The 19,963-nt window shown below is 28.1% G+C and carries 16 protein-coding genes and 1 pseudogene; 9 read left to right on the top strand and 8 right to left on the bottom strand.

The genetic code is table 11. From position 1 onward, the window contains the following. Positions 1 to 18 precede the first annotated feature (18 nt). The 3 genes from ACTF56_RS00410 to ACTF56_RS00400 all read right to left on the bottom strand — a co-directional run bounded on the left by ACTF56_RS00410 (position 19) and on the right by ACTF56_RS00400 (position 3,536). On the bottom strand, positions 19 to 879 hold the full coding sequence (locus ACTF56_RS00410; RefSeq protein ID WP_438964925.1) for a carboxypeptidase-like regulatory domain-containing protein: 861 nt from the start codon (positions 877 to 879) through the stop codon (positions 19 to 21). Between the two features lie 140 nt (positions 880 to 1,019). Next, positions 1,020 to 2,507 carry a GH3 auxin-responsive promoter family protein gene (locus ACTF56_RS00405; protein ID WP_438964924.1) on the bottom strand — a complete coding sequence of 496 codons (1,488 nt, stop codon included), beginning with the start codon at positions 2,505 to 2,507 and terminating at the stop codon, positions 1,020 to 1,022. 162 nt (positions 2,508 to 2,669) lie between these two features. After that, complete coding sequence (locus ACTF56_RS00400) at positions 2,670 to 3,536, bottom strand: murein hydrolase activator EnvC family protein (RefSeq protein WP_438964923.1); 867 nt, start codon at positions 3,534 to 3,536, stop codon at positions 2,670 to 2,672. 129 nt (positions 3,537 to 3,665) lie between these two features. Here ACTF56_RS00400 and ACTF56_RS00395 point away from each other — a divergent pair, with 129 nt between their 5' ends. Further along, entirely contained in the window at positions 3,666 to 3,869 is a 204-nt protein-coding gene (locus tag ACTF56_RS00395) for a twin-arginine translocase TatA/TatE family subunit (protein WP_438964922.1), read from the top strand. Positions 3,870 to 3,935: 66 nt separating this feature from the next. Here the strand turns inward: ACTF56_RS00395 and ACTF56_RS00390 are convergent, their stop codons facing one another. From ACTF56_RS00390 to rpiB, 5 genes and pseudogenes are all read right to left on the bottom strand, one after another. Beyond that, a complete protein-coding gene (locus ACTF56_RS00390; protein WP_438964921.1) occupies positions 3,936 to 6,056 on the bottom strand; it encodes a Tex family protein in 2,121 nt (706 codons plus the stop codon). Positions 6,057 to 6,298: 242 nt separating this feature from the next. Then, positions 6,299 to 6,849: pseudogene (locus ACTF56_RS00385) on the bottom strand (M15 family metallopeptidase). Between the two features lie 136 nt (positions 6,850 to 6,985). Continuing rightward, positions 6,986 to 8,038: a hypothetical protein gene (locus ACTF56_RS00380; protein ID WP_438964920.1), complete on the bottom strand. Its 1,053-nt coding sequence runs from the start codon at positions 8,036 to 8,038 to the stop codon at positions 6,986 to 6,988. Positions 8,039 to 8,089: 51 nt separating this feature from the next. Continuing rightward, the gene (locus ACTF56_RS00375; protein ID WP_438964919.1) at positions 8,090 to 8,992 is read right to left on the bottom strand and encodes a cation diffusion facilitator family transporter; all 903 of its coding nucleotides are present in this window, start codon (positions 8,990 to 8,992) and stop codon (positions 8,090 to 8,092) included. A gap of 94 nt (positions 8,993 to 9,086) precedes the next feature. Further along, the gene (rpiB, locus tag ACTF56_RS00370) at positions 9,087 to 9,518 is read right to left on the bottom strand and encodes a ribose 5-phosphate isomerase B (RefSeq protein WP_438964918.1); all 432 of its coding nucleotides are present in this window, start codon (positions 9,516 to 9,518) and stop codon (positions 9,087 to 9,089) included. Positions 9,519 to 10,190: 672 nt separating this feature from the next. Here rpiB and ACTF56_RS00365 point away from each other — a divergent pair. From ACTF56_RS00365 to ACTF56_RS00330, 8 genes are all read left to right on the top strand, one after another. After that, positions 10,191 to 11,570 (top strand): T9SS type A sorting domain-containing protein, encoded by a 1,380-nt coding sequence (locus ACTF56_RS00365; RefSeq protein ID WP_438964917.1) that lies wholly within the window; start codon positions 10,191 to 10,193, stop codon positions 11,568 to 11,570. 145 nt (positions 11,571 to 11,715) lie between these two features. After that, on the top strand, positions 11,716 to 13,893 hold the full coding sequence (gene rnr / locus ACTF56_RS00360; RefSeq protein WP_438964916.1) for a ribonuclease R: 2,178 nt from the start codon (positions 11,716 to 11,718) through the stop codon (positions 13,891 to 13,893). Positions 13,894 to 14,062: 169 nt separating this feature from the next. After that, entirely contained in the window at positions 14,063 to 14,338 is a 276-nt protein-coding gene (locus ACTF56_RS00355) for a hypothetical protein (protein WP_438964915.1), read from the top strand. A gap of 4 nt (positions 14,339 to 14,342) precedes the next feature. Next, a complete protein-coding gene (locus ACTF56_RS00350; RefSeq protein ID WP_438964914.1) occupies positions 14,343 to 15,008 on the top strand; it encodes a head GIN domain-containing protein in 666 nt (221 codons plus the stop codon). A gap of 152 nt (positions 15,009 to 15,160) precedes the next feature. Then, complete coding sequence (locus ACTF56_RS00345) at positions 15,161 to 15,865, top strand: LysE family translocator (RefSeq protein ID WP_438964913.1); 705 nt, start codon at positions 15,161 to 15,163, stop codon at positions 15,863 to 15,865. A gap of 4 nt (positions 15,866 to 15,869) precedes the next feature. After that, positions 15,870 to 16,517 (top strand): GldM family protein, encoded by a 648-nt coding sequence (locus ACTF56_RS00340; RefSeq protein ID WP_438964912.1) that lies wholly within the window; start codon positions 15,870 to 15,872, stop codon positions 16,515 to 16,517. After that, positions 16,518 to 17,522, top strand: a complete 1,005-nt coding sequence (locus ACTF56_RS00335) for a helix-turn-helix domain-containing protein (RefSeq protein ID WP_438964911.1) — start codon at positions 16,518 to 16,520, stop codon at positions 17,520 to 17,522. Between the two features lie 85 nt (positions 17,523 to 17,607). Beyond that, positions 17,608 to 19,566: an LTA synthase family protein gene (locus ACTF56_RS00330; protein WP_438964910.1), complete on the top strand. Its 1,959-nt coding sequence runs from the start codon at positions 17,608 to 17,610 to the stop codon at positions 19,564 to 19,566. Positions 19,567 to 19,963 lie beyond the last annotated feature (397 nt).

Below are 19,963 nucleotides of genomic sequence, written 5' to 3'. Positions count from 1 at the left end.
TTTTTAAACCTTTTAATTTTAGTTGGTTAAAGTTAATTCAATTGCTGGTTCAAAAATCTTGTTATCAAATCCTTTAATGTTTATATCTGTTGATTTTTCGCTTTTTTCCCATTTACCTTTTATAAAATAATATGTTTGTTCTTCATTTACAATATTGCTCTCAAAACCAGGTTCGTAAAATTCATTTTCTTGTTTTGAATTATCTCTATATTTATTACTTTCAATTTTTAAACATTCATAAGCTACAAAAAAACCGTTTTCTGGAAATAATAATTTATATTTTGACAAGTCAATTGTATTTGTTTTTTTTCCTTTTTTAACCGTTACAATAATATCTTCTTCTATTAAATCGCTACTTGGAAAACCATATTCATTAGTACTATATAATCTTAATTTAAACTTTGCATTTTTTATGTTACTATTTGTTTTTATTTTTACATTTTTTATAAATTTTGTTTCGTTATAGTTTATCTTTTTTGGAAAAAACTTAGCATAAATAAATATTCCTGATTTACTGGTAAATACATGATTAATAGTTTTAGTTTTTAATCTTTTAATTTGTATTTCCTTTGTCAATTTTGGAATTTCTAGAACAATTTCTTCCATTTCATAAACGATAGCTTTCAAGTAAACCTGCTTTATTTCGGTAGATTTTATGGTTTTTGTTTCATAACCCAAAGCAGAAAAAATAATATTCTTTTCTTCTTTTATATCTAATGAAAAAACACCGTTTTCTTCTGAAGTTGTACCAATATTTTCGTTTTCAACCCAAATATTGACATAAGCAATTGGTTTACCTGAAATACTATCCAAAACAACTCCGTTTACTTGGGCAGTAAGGGAAAATGAGATTAGTAATAAGAGTAAAATTTGCTTCATATTGATGTTTTTTAGAAGCTGAATCAAGTTCAGCTTGACAAAGTTTTAGATTATTCGAAATTATTTACGCTATTTTAATATTTACATGATTTTCTGTCATTCTGAACTTGTTTCAAAATCTTTTTTCTTTGCTCTTTTATCTATTCTCTTCCTAACTTATCCGCAATCTCTCTATTATCACTCAATCTTGGGAGTTTGTTTTGTCCGCCTAACTTTCCAATGGATTTCATGTACTCTTGAAAACCGTTTTTAGGTACTTTTGTAATAACTACTGTTCTCAACACTTTTCCTACAATTAAATCGTCATAATACACATTTTGCTTCCGCATAGCATCATCTATTTTTAACGCAAATTCTTCTAGATTATTGGGTTCGTTTTCAAATTCTATCAACCATTCGTGATAAGGTAAACCTGAAGTTGGATTGATTTGTGGTGCCACTGTGAATTCGTTTACTCGAACTTCAGTATTTTGAACCGCTTCTTGCAAAGCACTTTCGACTTCTTTGGCAATAACATGTTCTCCAAAAGCCGAAATAAAATGTTTAATTCGTCCCGAAACAATAACACGATAGGGTTTTAAACTGGTAAACTGAACAGTATCTCCAATATTGTATGCCCAAAGTCCAGCGTTTGTTGAAATGATTAAAACATAATTTATGCCTAATTCGACTTCTCCAATCGTATATCTTTTTACGTTTTCATTATGAAATTCATTGGCTATTATAAATTCATAGAAAATTCCTGAATTCAATAGCAACAACATTCCTTTTGCTGTTTGGGAATCTTGGTAAGCAAAAAATCCTTCGGAAGCTGGAAATAATTCAATAGAATCTACTTTTCGACCGATTAGATTTTCGAATTTTGCTCTGTAAGGTTCATAATTAACGCCACCGTAAATAAATAAATTAAAGTTTTTGAAGATTTCGCCAACTGGTTTATTGGCTTTTTCTTTTAACTTTTCAAAATACATTTGCACCCAAGATGGAATTCCAGAAATGACAGCCATGTCTTCATTGATGGTTTCTTCCACAATAGCGTTGACTTTAGTTTCCCAATCTTCTATGCAATTGGTTTCCCAACTAGGCATTCGGTTTTTTTGTAAATATGCGGGAACAAAATGCGCTACAATTCCAGATAAACGACCTAATTTGATTCCGTTTTTATCTTCTAAAAGTGGACTTCCTTGTAAGAAAATCATTTTTCCATCTACAAAATCTGCTTTTCCTGTTTCGTGAATGTAGCTTAAAATGGCATTTCGAGCCGCTTGAATGTGAAAAGGCATTGACTCTTTTGTAAGTGGAATATATTTGGCTCCTGACGTTGTTCCAGATGTTTTGGCAAAATATAAAGGTTTTCCTTTCCAAAGAATGTCTGGTTCTCCTTTTACGACTTTTTCTACGTAAGGTTTTAAAGCTTCGTAATCCCGAACTGGAACTTGATTTACAAAGTCTTGATGTGATTTTATTAGAGAAAAATTATGGTCTTTTCCAAATTGTGTTTGTGAAGCTTGTTGGATTAAATCTAAAAACACTTTTTGTTGCGTTTTAATAGGATTTGAAACCCATTTTTGAGTTTTTTTGTGAATGCTTTTTGCAAATATTTTTGCTACGATACTTTTTATACTCATAGTTTTTAATTTAGCCCTGATGGTAATGGAAAGCATTTTGTGAAAGAATGCTAGTTTTTGTAACTGTAAAAAAGCGACCAAAGAAGCTCTTTTTATAGTTTATAAAAACAGTATTGTTTGCAAAATCTTGTAATGGACAGCGGGAAAAAGCTTCTAAAAACATTACTGAAAATTAATAAATTGGTTGGGATTTATTGGGAATCCTTCTTTCCAAAGTTCGAAAAGTAGGTTGGAATTCGAATTGTTATCAATACTTCCTGCTTGACCAATTACTTCACCCGATTTGACATTATCACGAACCGATTTTGTAAGAAATGAAATGTTTTTATAAACCGAAATTAAATCGTCTTTATGTTTTATAATGACTACGTAACCTGATGTTGGTGTCCAATCGGCAAAAAGAATGGTTCCAGAAGCGACTGCTTTTATGGGTGTATCTTTTGCAACTGCAATTTGAATTGCATAATTTTTGGAAACTGGATTGTAATTTTTAACAATTTTACCGTTTGTGGGTGGAAATAAAACGAAGTTGATTTTGGGTTTTGCGTTATCAAAAACGTTGTATTTATCTTCAAGAGCTACTTGATCTCTAAGTTCTTGTTCTTGTTTGGTGGTTTTTATGTCAAGCTCTTCAGTGGTAAGAGAAAGGTTACTTTGTAACGAATCTTTGTTTAATTTGGCATATTCTAACTCTCCAACCAACACTTTTTTTATTGAAGTGATGTATTTGTTATTGATTTCAATATTATCTTGAAGCGAATCTGACTTGATCGCTAAAACTATAGCATCTTGTTTTAGCTGGGTAGAAGCATAGCCAGGAATATATTCGCGAAGTGGTGTAAATGCTATAATGTATGTTGTAATTGAAATAAGAAAAATGGCTGATACAGTTGCCACTACAAACACGTTCATTAAGTTTAATTTTAATGAAAAAGTTTCTTCAAACGTGTCTTCGTTTAAGATTACAAGTCTTCTTTTGTTGAATAATTTATTTTTTAAAAGTTGTCTTTTAATTCTTTTTTTTGACATTTTTTAACCATTTGATTTACAAATATAAGAATTATGCTTTGTTAAGAGATTAGCCTAACAATAATTATTCGTTAAAAAAGTAGCTATTGTTATTTTCTTTTTATCTTTGCAGTATTAAAATTTGAAAAAATGAACGCATTAACTATATTTTTAGGTGCCTTAGGTCCTGGTTCTTATGTTTTAATTGGTTTGGCCATTTTATTGCTTTTTGGTGGTAAAAAAATTCCGGAATTAATGAAAGGATTAGGTAGTGGAATTAAAGAATTTAAAAACGCTGCTAAAGAAGAGGAAAATAAAGATTCTAAAAAAGACGATACTACTACTAAGGAGTAAGCTTTTTAAAATTTCAAAAAGAAAATCCCAAATTCCAATTATTGTTGGTGTTTGGGATTTTTTGTTTTATAGAATCATCGTCAATTGAATACGTTTCCTAGCTTCATCTACCTCAACGACTTTTACTTGAACGTGTTGATGGAGTTTTACTACTTCGTTGACATCAGAAACAAAACCTTCTTTTAGTTGGGAAATGTGAACCAATCCGCTTTCTTTTATTCCAACATCAACGAAACATCCAAAAGCTGTGATGTTATTGACAATTCCTGGTAAAATCATTCCTGTTCTTAAGTCTTTTATGGTTTTTACATTGGCATCAAATTCAAAAATTTTTGCTGATTTTCTTGGGTCTAATCCTGGTTTTTCTAGTTCTTTTACGATGTCTTTTAAACCTAGAATTCCGATTTCTGGTGTGATGTAATTCTCTAATTTTATTTGGCTGATTTTTTCTTTATTTCCGATTAAATCTTCAACCGAAATTTTCAAATCTTTGGCCATTTTTTCGACAATTTTATAAGCTTCTGGATGAACGGCTGAATTATCTAAAGGATTTTTACCATCTTTTATTCGGATGAAAGCTGCGGCTTGTTGGTAAGCTTTTTCTCCTAATCTTGGTACTTTTTTGATTTGGTTTCTTTCTACAAATGGTCCATTTTCGGAACGATAAGCTACAATGTTTTCGGCCATTTTTTCTCCAATTCCAGAAACGTAACTTAATAACGATTTACTTGCTGTGTTGATGTTGATTCCAACTGAATTCACACAACGGACAACAGTATTATCTAATTCTTCTTTTAATTTGGTTTGATCTACATCATGTTGATATTGTCCAACACCAATGGATTTGGCATCAATTTTCACCAATTCTGCCAAAGGATCCGATAATCTTCTTCCAATAGAAACTGAACCACGAACGGTGACATCATAAGTTGGAAATTCATCTCGTGCAATTTTACTTGCTGAATACACTGATGCACCAGCTTCTGAAACCACAAACACTTGAACCGGTTTATCAAAAGCAATTTTCTTGATGAAAAATTCGGTTTCACGACTAGCTGTTCCGTTTCCGATAGAAATAGCTTCAATGTTGTAAGCATTTACCATCGAACGGATTTTCTTCATTGCCATTGCTGACTCGTTTTGTGGTGCGTGTGGATAAATGGTTTCGTTGTATAATAAATCGCCCTTTTCATCCAAACAAACGATTTTACAACCACTTCTATAACCTGGATCAATGGCTAAGATTCGTTTTTCACCTAAAGGTGGAGCTAATAATAATTGTCCTAAATTTCCAGCAAATACTTCAATAGCTTTTTCATCGGCTTTGGCCTTGGCTTCTTGTAAAGTTTCATTAGAAATGGCCGGTTCTAAAAGACGTTTATAACTGTCTTTTATCGCAATTTTGACTTGTTCTGTGCTTTCGTTTCTTCCTTTTAAGATATTTTCCTCTATGAAATCAATGGCTTCTTCATTTTCAACCTCAACATTTAACTTGATAAATCCTTCTTTTTCTGCTCGCATCATCGCTAATAATCGATGTGACGGTGCTTTTGAAATCGGTTCAGACCAATCAAAATATTGTTTGAATTTCTGAGCTTCTTCTTCGGCTTTCTTTTTAACCACTTTTGTTGTTACTGTAGCTTTTCTTTGAAACAAACGACGCAAATTCTTTCTAACGTATATGTTTTCGTTAATCCATTCAGCAATAATGTCTCTTGCTCCTTGTAAAGCTTCGTCTTCATTCACCACATTTTTGGAAATATATTTGGAAGCTTCAAAGTCGATTTCGTCGTTGTTTTGAGCCATGATGATTTTTGCCAAAGGTTCTAATCCGTTTTCTCGAGCTACATCAGCTTTGGTTTTTTTCTTCTTTTTGTAGGGCAAATATAAATCTTCAATTTCTTGTAAATCAAAACTGTTTTGAATTTTTAATTTCAATTCTGAAGTCAATTGGCCTTGTTCTTCAATCGTTTTTAAAATGGATTCTTTTCGCTTTACGATTTCATCATATTGCTTGGAAAGTTTGGCAATATTTTCGATTTCGACTTCATCTAAATTTCCGGTTGTATCTTTTCGGTAACGCGAAATAAAAGGAATGGTACAATCTTCTGAAAGTAACTTTAAAGTGGCTTCTATGTTTTTATCAACAGTATTTACAACTGTTTTTATGAATTGAATTTGGTTCATTGATTTTTTATTTAACACAAATATGCGAAGGTTTTTGTAAAGTTTGAAAGTCTTTTTTGGTATAAATTCTAAATAATTTTGAACATTATATTCTGGTGTCTGACTAAATTAATGTAAATTCCGTCTGTTGGTTGACGCAATTTAGCTAAATTGCGTCAATTGAAAGTTAAAAAATAGAATGAAAACAGCTATTTTTATTCACAAAACCTTTTAAGCTTATAACCTACAACCTTTTAAACCTCTTACTCACATTTCCACTTAAAATTAGAAATGTTAGATCGGATTTCTGGTCGATATTCATAATGCCACCATTCGTTATAAATACTTTTGAAATTATATTTGGCTAGAGTTTCTTTTAGTAATTTACGATTTTGTAAAACTTCTGGAGAATGATTCATATAAGTATGATGAGCTTCTGGTCCAAAAAAATCAAAATTGGTTCCCATATCTAATTCATTTCCATTTGAATCTACTAAAGTTACATCTACAGCTGCACCACGATTATGTTTGGAACCTTTTTTTGGATTGGCTACATAATTAGTTACTGGCAAAATTTGTCACATCTTTTTTTGAACATCTAAAGGTCGATAACAATCAAATAATTTAATTCTGAAACCTTTTGTAATTAATTCTGTATTGGCTTTCATTAAATCTATTGCTGTGTTTTTTCGTAAATAGCAATTAGGACATTCATATACTTTTTGATTTAGAAAATTGTCTGTTGTTGCATATTTAAATCTAAAATAAAATCATTACTCAAGGTTTGAATGTTAATAAATGAAGTGTCTTTTATAGTGGTTTCAGGTTGTAATAGTAAAGTATTATTTTGTTTTTCGATTGGTAACAATTTTTCTTGAATAGGTTCTTTAACTTCTTATTTACAAGGAATTAATAGTAAAAAACATAATATGAATAAAGTATTTTTAAAATTAATTATAATCTTCAATTTTGTAATTTCTTTTCATGAAATTTAAAGCTGCTTGAACTATTTCACCCATAGAACTGGCTTTTTTGAATTCAATGTCTAAAGTAACTTCATAGATTTCATCTTGCAATTGCTGAATGTGTTCTATTGGAGCTAACTTGGTAGATTTCATAGCTTCGATTAAGCGTTTTAATCTTGTTTTGGTATCAATTAAACGTTTTACAATAATAGAACGTTCTTCTATTTGATATTGTGTAATTGATTTTGGTTTCAATTTATTTTGCACCAATTCTGATAATTTAAAATTTTCTTTGAAAAGATGTGGTTTATACAACTTAAAACTGCCTTCATAACTTTGTTGGTCAAAATCTATGGCTCTAATTCTGAAAATTCGTTGATCAAAATCATAAATCGGAATTACCACAAAATTATAAGATCGCATATCTCCTAAAAGTCCAATCATACAACGTTCATTGAATTTTACAAACTCTTTTGCGATTTGGGTTTTCTCATTTTCATTACATTCTTTTAGATTTTCTTCTAAAAAAACATCCCCTGGAATTCCGACTATGTGTTCTTCGATGAGTGTGTCTTCGAAAACTAAAAAATTAATACTGTTTGGAGAAATAATATGTTCTATTTCTAGACCAAAAATTCGAGAAGCATCTGCTTTTTTAATATAAAAATGGGTATAGTTATCGTTTAAAATATTTCGAATTTTTACTCTAAAAGGTTTTGAATTTCCAAAGGTGCAAAAATCAATATAATCCACATTTAAAAACTCCATACTACTTTCATCACCATCAGAATGTAAGAGTGTATATATTTTTTTTAGACTTCTATCCAGCTCTTCTTTTTCAAACTCATTATAAAAAAGTCTCACCCAAAGTGTATCTTTTCCGTCTTTATCAAAAACAACTACACTTCCTTGAAAACGCAACAAGTCATCATAAAAAATATTGGTTTTAGTTAATCTCTTATATTTTTCTAGGTAACTTCTTAAATTTGAATTTATAGGATAATATTGTTTTTTTAATTGTGGTTTTTCTTCGCTCATTTTCTATATAAATTGAAAAGAAAAGTAACTTTTTTTATTCGAAAATAAAAATCAATCTTGAACTATTATCTCTTTTGGGTCTTCTTTTTGAAATTCAGGTTGAATATTTACGTGATTGATATGGAATTTTTTAAATAAAACCACTTCAATTTTATATAATAAATCATTAAACTCACTTAATTTAATATCTTCTGAACAATCTAAATGTGCTTCTAAGTGTAATTCTTCTTCATTCAAATGCCAAAGATGAATGTGGTGTAATTTTTTTACTCCTTTAATTTGATTAACTGCTCTAACAATATCTTTAACATTGATTTCTTCTGGTGTAAAAAGCATTAGCATTTTGGTTGATTTCAATAATAAATCAATTCCAACAACAATTAAATAAATCGCTATAATTAAAGTAAGTACACTGTCAATCCAATAAATTTGATAATAATACATTAAAATTCCACCTACTAAAACCGCAACAGATGCTAACATATCTGTTAATAAATGCAAATACGCCGATTTCATATTTAAGTTATGATCAGCATCTTTTTTTAATAATAAAACGGAAAAACCATTTACTGCAATTCCAAGAGCTGCTAGCCAAATAACTAAATTAGGTTCAATATCATGCGGATGAAAAAAACGAGAAATAGCTTCATAAATTAAATAAAAAGCCAAAATTATTAAAGAAAAAGCATTTACAAACGCTGCAATTAGTTCTGCTCTTTTTAATCCAAAAGTTTGTTCTAATGAAGCTTTTCTTCTAGATAATTTATGAGCTACATAACTGATTATTAATGATAAAACATCAGAAAAATTGTGTAAAGCATCAGAAATTAGAGCTAAACTTCCTGAAAGTATACCACCAACAATTTGAGCAACCGTAATAACCACATTCAATAAAATAGAATACAGTAAATTTTTTCCTTGTACTTGATGTTTATGAATGTGGTTGTGACTCATTTTTTGGATGATTAGATTTTTAGACTTTTGGAAAATTAGATTTTAAATTTCTTAGTTTTTTCTAATCATCTAAAAATCTAGTTATCTAAAAATCTTATTTACAAGCTATTTTATTTACTCTATTGGCATGTCTTCCTCCTTCAAAAGCTGTAGTTAAAAAAGTTTCAACCATAGCAACTGCTTGTGGAATTGATGTATATCTTGCTGGAATACTTATTACATTGGCATCATTGTGTTGACGAGCTAATTCTGCAATTTCTTTAATCCAACAAAGTGCAGCACGAACATCTTGGTGTTTGTTTGCAGTCATGGCAATACCATTTCCTGAACCACAAATTACAATGCCAAAATCTGCTTTTTTCATTTGCACATCATAAGCTACTTCGTGACCAAAATCTGGATAATCAACACTGTCAAAAGTATCCGTTCCATGGTTAAAAATAGTATGTCCTTTTTCTTCTAAATAGTGAACAATTGCTTTTTTATAATCTGGACCTGCATGATCATTTCCAATAGATATTTTCATTAGTTGTGTTTTTATTAGTGTTTGTTTGATACAAAGTTAGGGAAAGCAAAAGACATGCTATACTAGAAAAAGACTTTTTGAAAAAAATTTAACTAAAACCTTAAAAATCAGAACAATTAATACACAAAATGTATTTAAAATAACAATTGTTAATTAAATTTTACAACTAGTTGATAATCAGTTAATGTTAATTTAACATAAGTTGTTAATAAATAAAGATAGTTTTTTAGAAGTTTTTTGACATTGTATCAAAATTTTATCTAATCCAAAATTGCTTTTTAAAATCCTATAAAAGTTTCGATTATTTTTTTGAAAATTATCAGCACAAAATCTTCACTTATCAACACAAATTTTATAAAAACTTATCAAAGAAAATTGTGTTTTTTTGGTTGTTAACATCTGTTAATAAAAACTTAAATTCAATTCAATTTTAGCACTTTACAATTTCATAACATTGTTAATTGTTGTGTATAAATTACCAAAACTAAAAATCCAATATCTTTTTAAAAAAATTATAGTAACTATTAACACACTATCATAACCATCATAAATTTAAATTTAAATAAAAATATTTTTGTTGTTTTTAATATATGTTGAAAACTCTTGAAATTTTAGAAATTTAAATTAATTTATTATGTACTTTAGCTAAGTCTAATTTTATTTGATAAAACTATGAAACTAAAATACATAAAAATATTAAAAACTTTATTTTTCCTAATTGTTTCTTGTTATAGTTATGCACAGTCACCATTTATAGAATGGCAAGTATCGTTAGGAGGAACAAATACTGATATACTTTATTCAATGATTCAAACCACAGATGGAGGTTATATTATTGCTGGATTTTCCAATTCAAATAATGGAGATGTAACAGGTAATCACGGAGATAATGATTATTGGATTGTGAAACTTACTTCAACAGGAATAATAGAATGGCAAAAATCATTTGGTGGAACAAGTGATGATCAAGCATATTCAATAATTCAAACCATAGATGGAGGTTATATTGTTGCAGGATCATCTAGTTCAAATGACGGACATGTAACAGGAAATCATGGAGCTACTGATTATTGGATTGTAAAATTAAGTTCTTTAGGAATAATTGAATGGCAAAAATCGTTAGGAGGAATAAGTAATGATGTAGCAAAATCTATAATTCAAACCACAGATGGAGGTTATATTGTTGCAGGAGAATCCAGTTCAAATAATGGAGATGTAACAGGTAATCACGGAGCTACTGATTATTGGATTGTAAAATTAAGTTCTCTTGGAATAATTGAATGGCAAAAATCATTTGGTGGAACAAGTAATGATGTTTTATTTTCAATGATTCAAACCACAGATGGAGGTTATATTGTTGCAGGATCATCTAGTTCAAATGATGGAGATGTAACAGGTAATCACGGGTTTACTGATTATTGGATTGTAAAACTAAGTTCTTCAGGAATAATAGAATGGCAAAAATCATTTGGTGGATCATTATCAGAATTAGCATTATTTATAAGTCAAACTATAGATGGAGGTTATTTAGTTGCAGGACCATCTCGTTCAAATGATGGAGATGTAACAAGTAATTATGGATTAAGTGATTGTTGGATTTTAAAACTAAACTCAACAGGAATAATAGAATGGAAAAAACCATTTGGTGGTTCATCTTGGGATAATGCACTTTCTATAATCCAAACATCAGATGGTGGTTATATTGTTGCATCTCATACTAGTTCAAATAATGGAGATGTAACAGGAAATCATGGACAATCTGATTATTGGATCGTAAAATTAAGTGCAACTTTATCAACTACTTCTTTTTTAGAAAATAATAATTTATCTATTTTTCCAAATCCAGCAAAAGAAAATCTTACTATAAAACTAGATAATTTTACTCCTTCACAAGAAATTACAATTACAGATATTTTAGGTAAAATAATTCACACACAAAAATTAGATGGATTAACAACTACTATTAATACTAGTAAATTAGAAAAAGGAATTTATATCTTAAATTTAATTAATGGAACTCAATTAACGAGTCAAAAATTTATAAAAGAGTAATATTTTAATGGATTTATTTTTAAAAAAAGGTCTACAAATTTTAGATCTTTTTTTATTTTTAATAGTTATCTTTTTATTAAATCTATTCACTAATTACTATTTACTAATTACTTCTTCGTACTTTTAAACTTTATAAGAAAAGAATATGACAAAGAAAATTAAAAAGTATGGCAGCAAAGAAAAAGATTTCACTGCTCAAATTTTAAAAATTATTTCAAAAGATGCTAACAAGACTTTTAACTATAAGCAAATTGCTGCAGTGTTAAATGTGAATGATACCAAAAGTAGAAACGAAATTATCAAAGAATTAAATCGTTTAAAACAAAAAGGAAAAATCGAAGAAGCCGAAAGAGGAAAATTTAAAATCATTGCTAAATCCGAATACTACGAAGGAACAGTTGACATGACCTCTCGTAAAACAGGTTATTTTATTTGTGATGAATTGGAACACGATGTATTTATTCCTTTTCAAAATTTGAATCACGCTTTAGATAAAGATAAAGTCAAAGTTTATGTGTATAACCGAAGAAGTTCGCGTAAACCTGAAGCAGAAGTTTTAGAAATTTTAGAAAGAGATAAAACAGAATTTGTTGGAGTTATTGATATTCAAAAGAACTTTGCTTTTGTAACTACTGCCAATAATAAAATGTACACCGATATTTTTATTCCAAAAGATAAAATTGGTGAAGCCGAAAATGGTGATGTAGTTTTAGTCACTATGGAAGATTGGCCAAAGAAAGCCGATTCACCTTTTGGAAGTGTAACTAGAGTTTTAGGAAAACCTGGAGAACACAACACTGAAATTCATGCCATTTTAGCGGAATATGGTTTGCCTTATGATTTTCCTATCGAAGTGGAAGCTTACGCAAAAAAAATTGATACTTCAATTACTCAAGAAGAGATTGATCAAAGAAGAGATATGCGAAAAACGCTAACTTTTACTATTGATCCCAAAGATGCTAAAGATTTTGACGATGCTTTATCGTTTGAAGTTTTAGAAAATGGAAATTACGAAATCGGAATTCATATTGCTGATGTTTCGCATTATTTGAAAGAAGGAACTATTTTAGATGACGAAGCTTATAACAGAGCCACTTCAGTTTATTTAGTAGATAGAGTTGTACCAATGTTACCTGAAGTTTTATCTAATTTTGCTTGTTCACTTCGACCTCATGAAGAGAAATATACGTTTTCAGCTGTTTTTCAATTGAATCAAAAAGCAGAAGTTGTAGATTCTTGGTTTGGAAGAACCGTGACTTATTCAGATCAACGATTTGCTTATGAAGAAGCACAAAGTATTATTGAAACAAAATCCGATATAATTCCAGCTGAAATTTCTTTAACTGGAGAAGCTTATCAAGTTCCAAAACCAATTGTTGATGCGACTTTAAAACTAGATGAATTAGCCAAAATTCTTCGTAAAAAAAGAATGCAAGCTGGTGCCATTTCGTTTGATAAAGTAGAAGTAAAATTCAATTTGAATGAAGAAGCTGAACCGGTTGGAGTTTTCTTCAAAGTTTCAAAAGATGCGAATCATTTGATTGAAGAATTCATGCTTTTAGCCAATAGAAAAGTAGCTGAATTTATTGGAAAACAAAAGAAAACATTCGTTTATAGAATTCATGATGAACCCAATGAAGATAAATTATTTAATCTTCAAGCTTTGATTTCAAAATTTGGATATAAGTTAGATTTACGTGATAAAAAAGATATTTCTAAATCTTTAAATCAATTAATGCAGGATGTTAATGGTAAAAAAGAACAAAATTTAATTGATACTTTAGCAATAAGAACCATGAGTAAAGCCAAATATTCTACAGATAATATTGGTCATTATGGATTAGCATTTGATTACTACAGTCATTTTACATCACCTATTAGACGTTATCCTGATGTGATGGTACATAGATTGCTTCAATTTTATTTAGATGGTGGAAAAAGTGCTTCAGCAGAAGAATATGAAGAAAAATGCGAACATTCTAGTAACATGGAATATTTAGCTACTCAAGCCGAAAGAGATTCTATCAAATACATGCAAGTAAAATACATGCAAGATCATAAAGATGAAGAATTTTTAGGTGTTGTTTCAGGTGTTACCGAATGGGGAATTTACGTTGAAATCATTGAAAATAAATGTGAAGGAATGTGTAGAATACGAGAAATTAAAGATGATTATTACACCTTTGATGACAAACAATATGCACTAGTTGGTGAAGTTTCTAAAAACATCATACAATTAGGAGACGAAGTTTACGTTAAAGTTAAAAACGCAGATTTAGTTAAAAAACAATTGGATTTTACTTATTTAAGGAAAAAGGAGTAGTGTTCAGTGATCAGTTTTTAGTGTTCAGTTACACACAATCTTGTCAAGCTGAAACGAGTTCTGCTTCTAAAATAAATTAGCTTCTGAATCAATTTTAGAATGATAAAAATTAAGTTTATTTCTAAAAAGGAACAGTTTTTGATTTGTATTACTTAGACAATTATTAATTATGAAAGTAATTGAATTTATTAAGAAGAATATATCTGTTTTTAATATTTTAGGAGTTATATTTTTATTATCATCTATTGTTATCTTTTTTAATAGTTTGAATAAAATAGATTATCATGGATTTGCAAAAGGTTTATCTATTTTAATATTAATTTTTAGTTTACTTCTTTTAATTTTAGATTTTATTTTTAAAAATTTAATTATTGATAGAATATATTTGAATTTATTAGAATCTGCATTATTTATGTTAAGTCTAATAATATTTATAAATTTATAACAACATGAAAAAACTAACATTTACATTTCTATTACTAACAACAGCAGCTTTTTCACAAGTAGAAAGAACCTTAGGAGATTTTACTAAAGTAACTTCTTTTGATAAACTAGATATTTTATTAATAAAATCAACAGAAAATAAAATCACAATTAATGGAAATGAAGCTGAAAGTGTGGAAACCGTTAATAAAAATGGTGAATTAAAAATCAGAATGCCTTTTTCACAAACTATGGGTGGAGAAGATATTTCAGTTACTTTATATTACAAAAATATTGAAGCTGTTGAAGCCAATGAAGGTTCAAGAATTGCTTCAACAGAAATTTTTAAAGCAACTATTTTTGATATAATTGCAAAAGAAGGTGCTGAAATTAAAGTTAATCTTGATGTAGATAAATTAAATGTAAAAGGAACTTCAGGTGGAATTATAAATGTAACTGGAAAAGCTAAAAATCAAGATTTATTAGTAAATTCTGGTGCAATTTATAATGCAAAATCTTTAGAAACCGAACAAACCACAATTACTGTAAATGCTGGTGGAGAAGCTGATATTTATGCTACAAATTTAGTTGATGCTAAAGTAAGAGCAGGAGGAAACATTACCATTTATGGAAAACCAAGACAAATCAACCAAAAAGTTGTTGCTGGTGGAACAATTCGTGAAGTTAAATAAGTGATCAGTGTTCAGTAATTAGTTGGCAGTTGTTTAGAGTAATATTAAAATTCTTATATTAGAATTGATATTTTTTGTAAATTCGTACAAACTTAGTTTGATTTTAGTTTCATTTACTGAACACTAAAAACTGAACACTGAACACTAAAAATTTGCATTTACACGACATACTTACTGCAATTCCTTGGGGACTTTTATTGGCATTTTCAATAGGTCCAGGTTTTTTTGTATTGTTGGAAACTTCAATAACTAAAGGATTTAAAGCAGCTTTTACCTTAGATTTAGGAATTGTTTTTGGTGATATTATTTTTATATTAATAGCTTATTTAAGTACCAATCAACTTTTAGAACAATTAAAAGATAATCCTACGTTGTTCATTATTGGTGGTTTAATCATGTTGGCTTACGGATTGATTTCTTTTATTTTATTGAAAAAGAATTTCATAAAACAACAAGATAAAGACTTAGATTATGATAATATTCCGAAGAATAATTATTTTGCTTTATTTTTTAAAGGTTTTTTATTGAATTTTATAAACATTGGTGTATTAGGTTTTTGGTTGATGATCATCATTACTTATGGTCCACAAATGGAAATGAAAACTGAACGAATTTCATGGTTTTTTGCAGCTATTTTATTTTTTTATTTAGTTTTTGATGTAGCCAAAATTATATTAGCCAAACAATTAAAAAACAGATTAACACCACAAAATATTTATAAAATAAAACGCGTTATCAGTATAGTAATTTTGATATTTGGTTTGTTTTTTATGTTGCAAGGTTTTTTTCCAAATGAAAAAGAACTACTTAAAAAAAGATTTTTACCAAATACAGAAATTGAGTATAAACAATCTTAAAGTTATGACTAAATTAATTGTCTATTTTACACTTTTGTTTTCAATTAATTTAATTGCTCAAGACACAATTTCTAAACCTCAACATAGTGTAATTTCTCTTGATAAAGTAAAAGTTGTTTACAGAGGAATTGATAATCCAATTTCAATAGCCGTTTCTAATGCCAAATCATATACTGTTTCTGGAGATGGTGTAGTTTTAAAAGAAGGTAAATATATTTTAAAAGCTGGTGCAGGTTCAGAAACAAAAGTTTTTATAGAAATTATTTTATTAGACGATTCTAAAATTATAGAAGAACATGTTTTTCAGATTAAGAATTTACCAATTCCTTTTCCGACTTTAAATGATGAATTTTCAAGTCAAGGTTATTTAGAATTTAGTATAGAAGAACTAAAAGAAGCAAAAGTTGGAATAAAATTTATTGATTTTATTTATGGTAATTTTAATCCATATGTTACTCAATTTTCAATTAAGGTTGGTAATTTTCCAACTATAAGTGTTAATGGAAATGTTTTTAATGAAGAAGTTCTAAATCTATTAAAAAAAGCTAAAAGAAAAGATTACATTATCATAAATAATATAAAAGCAAATTACATGGTTGGTAATGCTTTACACAAACCAATTGCTTCAATAGTTTTTAAAATAGTAAAATAAATGCTCCAAACTATTCATATAATTGCAATTATTCAAGGAATATTTTTACTTTTTGTTTTATTTAAAAATAGAGCTAAGTATTTTTTTAACGATTACTTTTTTCTTTCAGCTACACTTTTTTCTTTAGTAATTTATCTTTTGGGTGATTATAATTCTAATCTTTTTATCTCAGATTACGATATTTTTGTAGTTGACAATACCCTTTTTATTACGTTTTTATTTCTCTTTTTAAAATACCTCAATACAAAAGACCCTTTTAAAATTCGTTCTATTTTACCTTTTTTTATTCCGGTTTTGTTTTATGTGAGTTTAGAATTATTTGAAATTCTTATTTACGAATCTTATCAAATTGAAATCATAGAACATGGTTTGTATTTTGCATTTGTTACTTATTTACTTGCTGCTCTGTATTTTGCTAAAATTAAGATTAATTCAAATGCAATAAAAATACCGTTTTACATCATAATTTTATCGTTACTTTTTGTTTATAGTGCTTCTATTTTTAATTTTTATACCCATAGTAACAATGTAGCTCTTTTCAATTCCATTATAATTATAGAAATTGCTTTACTTTTTTATTATTTGACTTATTTTTTCGTTTTTAATGATAGTTTTATTCATTTACCAAAAACTACAATTAAATATAAAAATTCTTCTTTAAATGAAGAAAATATAGCTTCTTACACCACTCAAATGAAAAACGTCATGGAAGCTAATAAATTATTTTTAGATGCTGCTTTAACGTTACAAACTTTTAGCGAAAAAACAGCTATTCCAAAACATTACATTTCTGAAATTTTAAATGTTCATCTTCAAAAAACGTTTACTCAATTTGTTAATGAATATCGAATTCAAGAATTTATTCATCTTTACACCAATGATGAAAACAATCAGTATTCTATCTTAGGAATTGCTTATTCTGTAGGTTTTAAAAATAAATCTACCTTCAATACCACTTTCAAGAAAATCACCGGTGTTTCCCCTTCAGAATACCCAAAAAAGTAGTATGATATAATTGTAACATACCCTATTTTATTGCCATTTTACTTAACAGATAATACTTTTGAATCGTATTAATTTATTATTTAAAATGAAACATTTATTTAACAAAAACAGGTTTTCAGTGCTGTTTTCTTTTCTTTCTATTTATTGTTTATTCGGATTCTCAATTAGACTTATATTATTTATTATTTCTTTTAATTCTGTAGATTTATCAGTAGGTAATGTCTTTAAAATTTTCTCCTTAGGATTTTTATTTGATTTTGGAACAGCTGTTTTTTTTGGATTAATTTATGCTTTATATTTATTAGTTCTTCCAAGTAAATTAGTTGGTTCTTCGTTAGATAAATTAGCAACTTATTTCATTTTATTTTTTACTTTTTTTATCACTGTTTTTTCGTTTTTAGCTGAATTTCCTTTTTGGGATGAATTTAGTACAAGATTTAATTTTATAGCTGTTGATTATTTAATTTATACTTATGAAGTTGTTGAAAATATTAATCAATCTTTTCCTTTACCATTATTAATCATTGTACTTTTTACTTTAACAGGTTTATTGTTTTTTTACTTTTTCAAAACCAAAAAATTTCATTTTACATTTACCAATCAACCCAAACTTAAAGAAAGATTTTTTTATATAATTCCCTTAGTCTTAGTAAGTCTTATTTTCATAAAATTCATAACCAACAAGCAAGCTGAAACTTCAAAAAACTTATATGTTAATGAACTTTCAAAAAATGGAGTATATTCTTTTTTTGCTGCATTTCGTTCTAATGAATTGGATTTTAATACGTTTTATCAAACCTTATCCAATGAAAAAGCATTTGATTTAGTTAAAAAAGAAATTCGACAAAACAACCAGGTTTATAATACTAATGATTTACAAAATATTTCTCGAAAAGTTACTAATGATAGTATAGAATATAGACCAAATATTATTTTAATTTGTGTAGAAAGTTTAAGTGCAGATTTCATGGAAGCTTTTGGAAATAAGGAAAAACTAACACCATTTCTTGACAGTTTAGCCAACGAAAGTGTATTTTTTACTAATTTATATGCAACTGGAACAAGAACTATTAGAGGCATGGAAGCATTGACTTTGTCTGTTCCTCCAACTCCAGGAAACAGTATTGTTCGTCGTCCAAACAATGCTAATCTATATTCAATAGCATCTGTTTTAAAACAAAAAGAGTACGATTTAAATTTTATTTATGGTGGTGATGGTTATTTTGATAATATGAATACTTTTTTTGGTGGTCAAGGTTTTACAATAATCGATAGAAATCGCGGAAATCCCTTATCTGATGATATTAAAACCCAAAGAATAAATATTGAAGATAGCGAAGTTACTTTTGAAAATGCTTGGGGAATTTGTGATGAAAATACGTTTTCTAAAACAATTCAAGTGGCTGATGCAAGTTATAAAAAGAACAAACCTTTCTTTGATTTTATCATGACAACTTCTAATCATAAACCGTATTCGTTCCCAAAAAACATAATTGATTTTCCTCAAGGAAAGAGAGAATCTGTAGTAAGATATACCGATTATGCCATTCAAAAATTTATTGAAGAAGCCAAAACAAAGCCTTGGTTTGAAAATACTGTTTTTGTTATTGTAGCCGATCATTGTGCAAGTAGTGCAGGTAAATGGGAATTAAATATTGATAAACATCATATTCCAGCGATTATTTATAATTTAAAAATTCCAGCAGTCAAACATACTAAGTTGGTTTCTCAAATTGATATTATGCCAACACTTTTTGGATACTTAAATTGGACTTATTCAACTTCTTTATACGGAAAAGATGTTCGTTTAATGCAATCTGATGATGAAAGAGCATTAATTGGAAATTACAGAACTTTAGGAATGATAAAAAAGAATACATTCACCGAAATTAATGATAGAAAGCAATGCAATCAATACCATTGGGATGCTACAACAAATCAAATGACTGTTGATAAAACAATAAACCCTTTTTATAAAGATTTAACCATTTCCTATTACCAAACAGCCAGTGAAAGATTCAAATCTGGATCAATGAAAGAATAGTTTTTAATCAATTATACCTTTGTAAATCCTATAAAGTCTATTAGAATTTATAGGATTTTTTTATTGTATTAAACTGTTTTCAAATGATTTCATTTTAGAAATGTTTGTAAATAACTATTTATAATATCTTAGAAGGTTTAGAGGTATCGTTCGGATTCAAAAATGCATTTAATTAATTTTCTCTAAAAAATATATGCAAAAATAAATCCCTAATTTCTTAGAGAGTTTTGTGGCATCGTCCGGATTCTAAAATGTATTTAATTAATTTTTTCTAAAAATTATATACAAAAAAACCTCCTAATTTCTTAGAAGGTCTAGAGGCATCGTCCGGATTCTAAAATGTATTTAATTAATTTTTTCTAAAAATTATATACAAAAAAACCTCCTAATTTCTTAG

This window comes from Flavobacterium sp. (assembly GCF_965657075.1).
Taxonomy (GTDB): Bacteria; Bacteroidota; Bacteroidia; order Flavobacteriales; family Flavobacteriaceae; genus Flavobacterium.
Note: the sequence above shows the minus strand (reverse complement) of the source record. Positions and strands in the feature narration are given on the sequence as shown.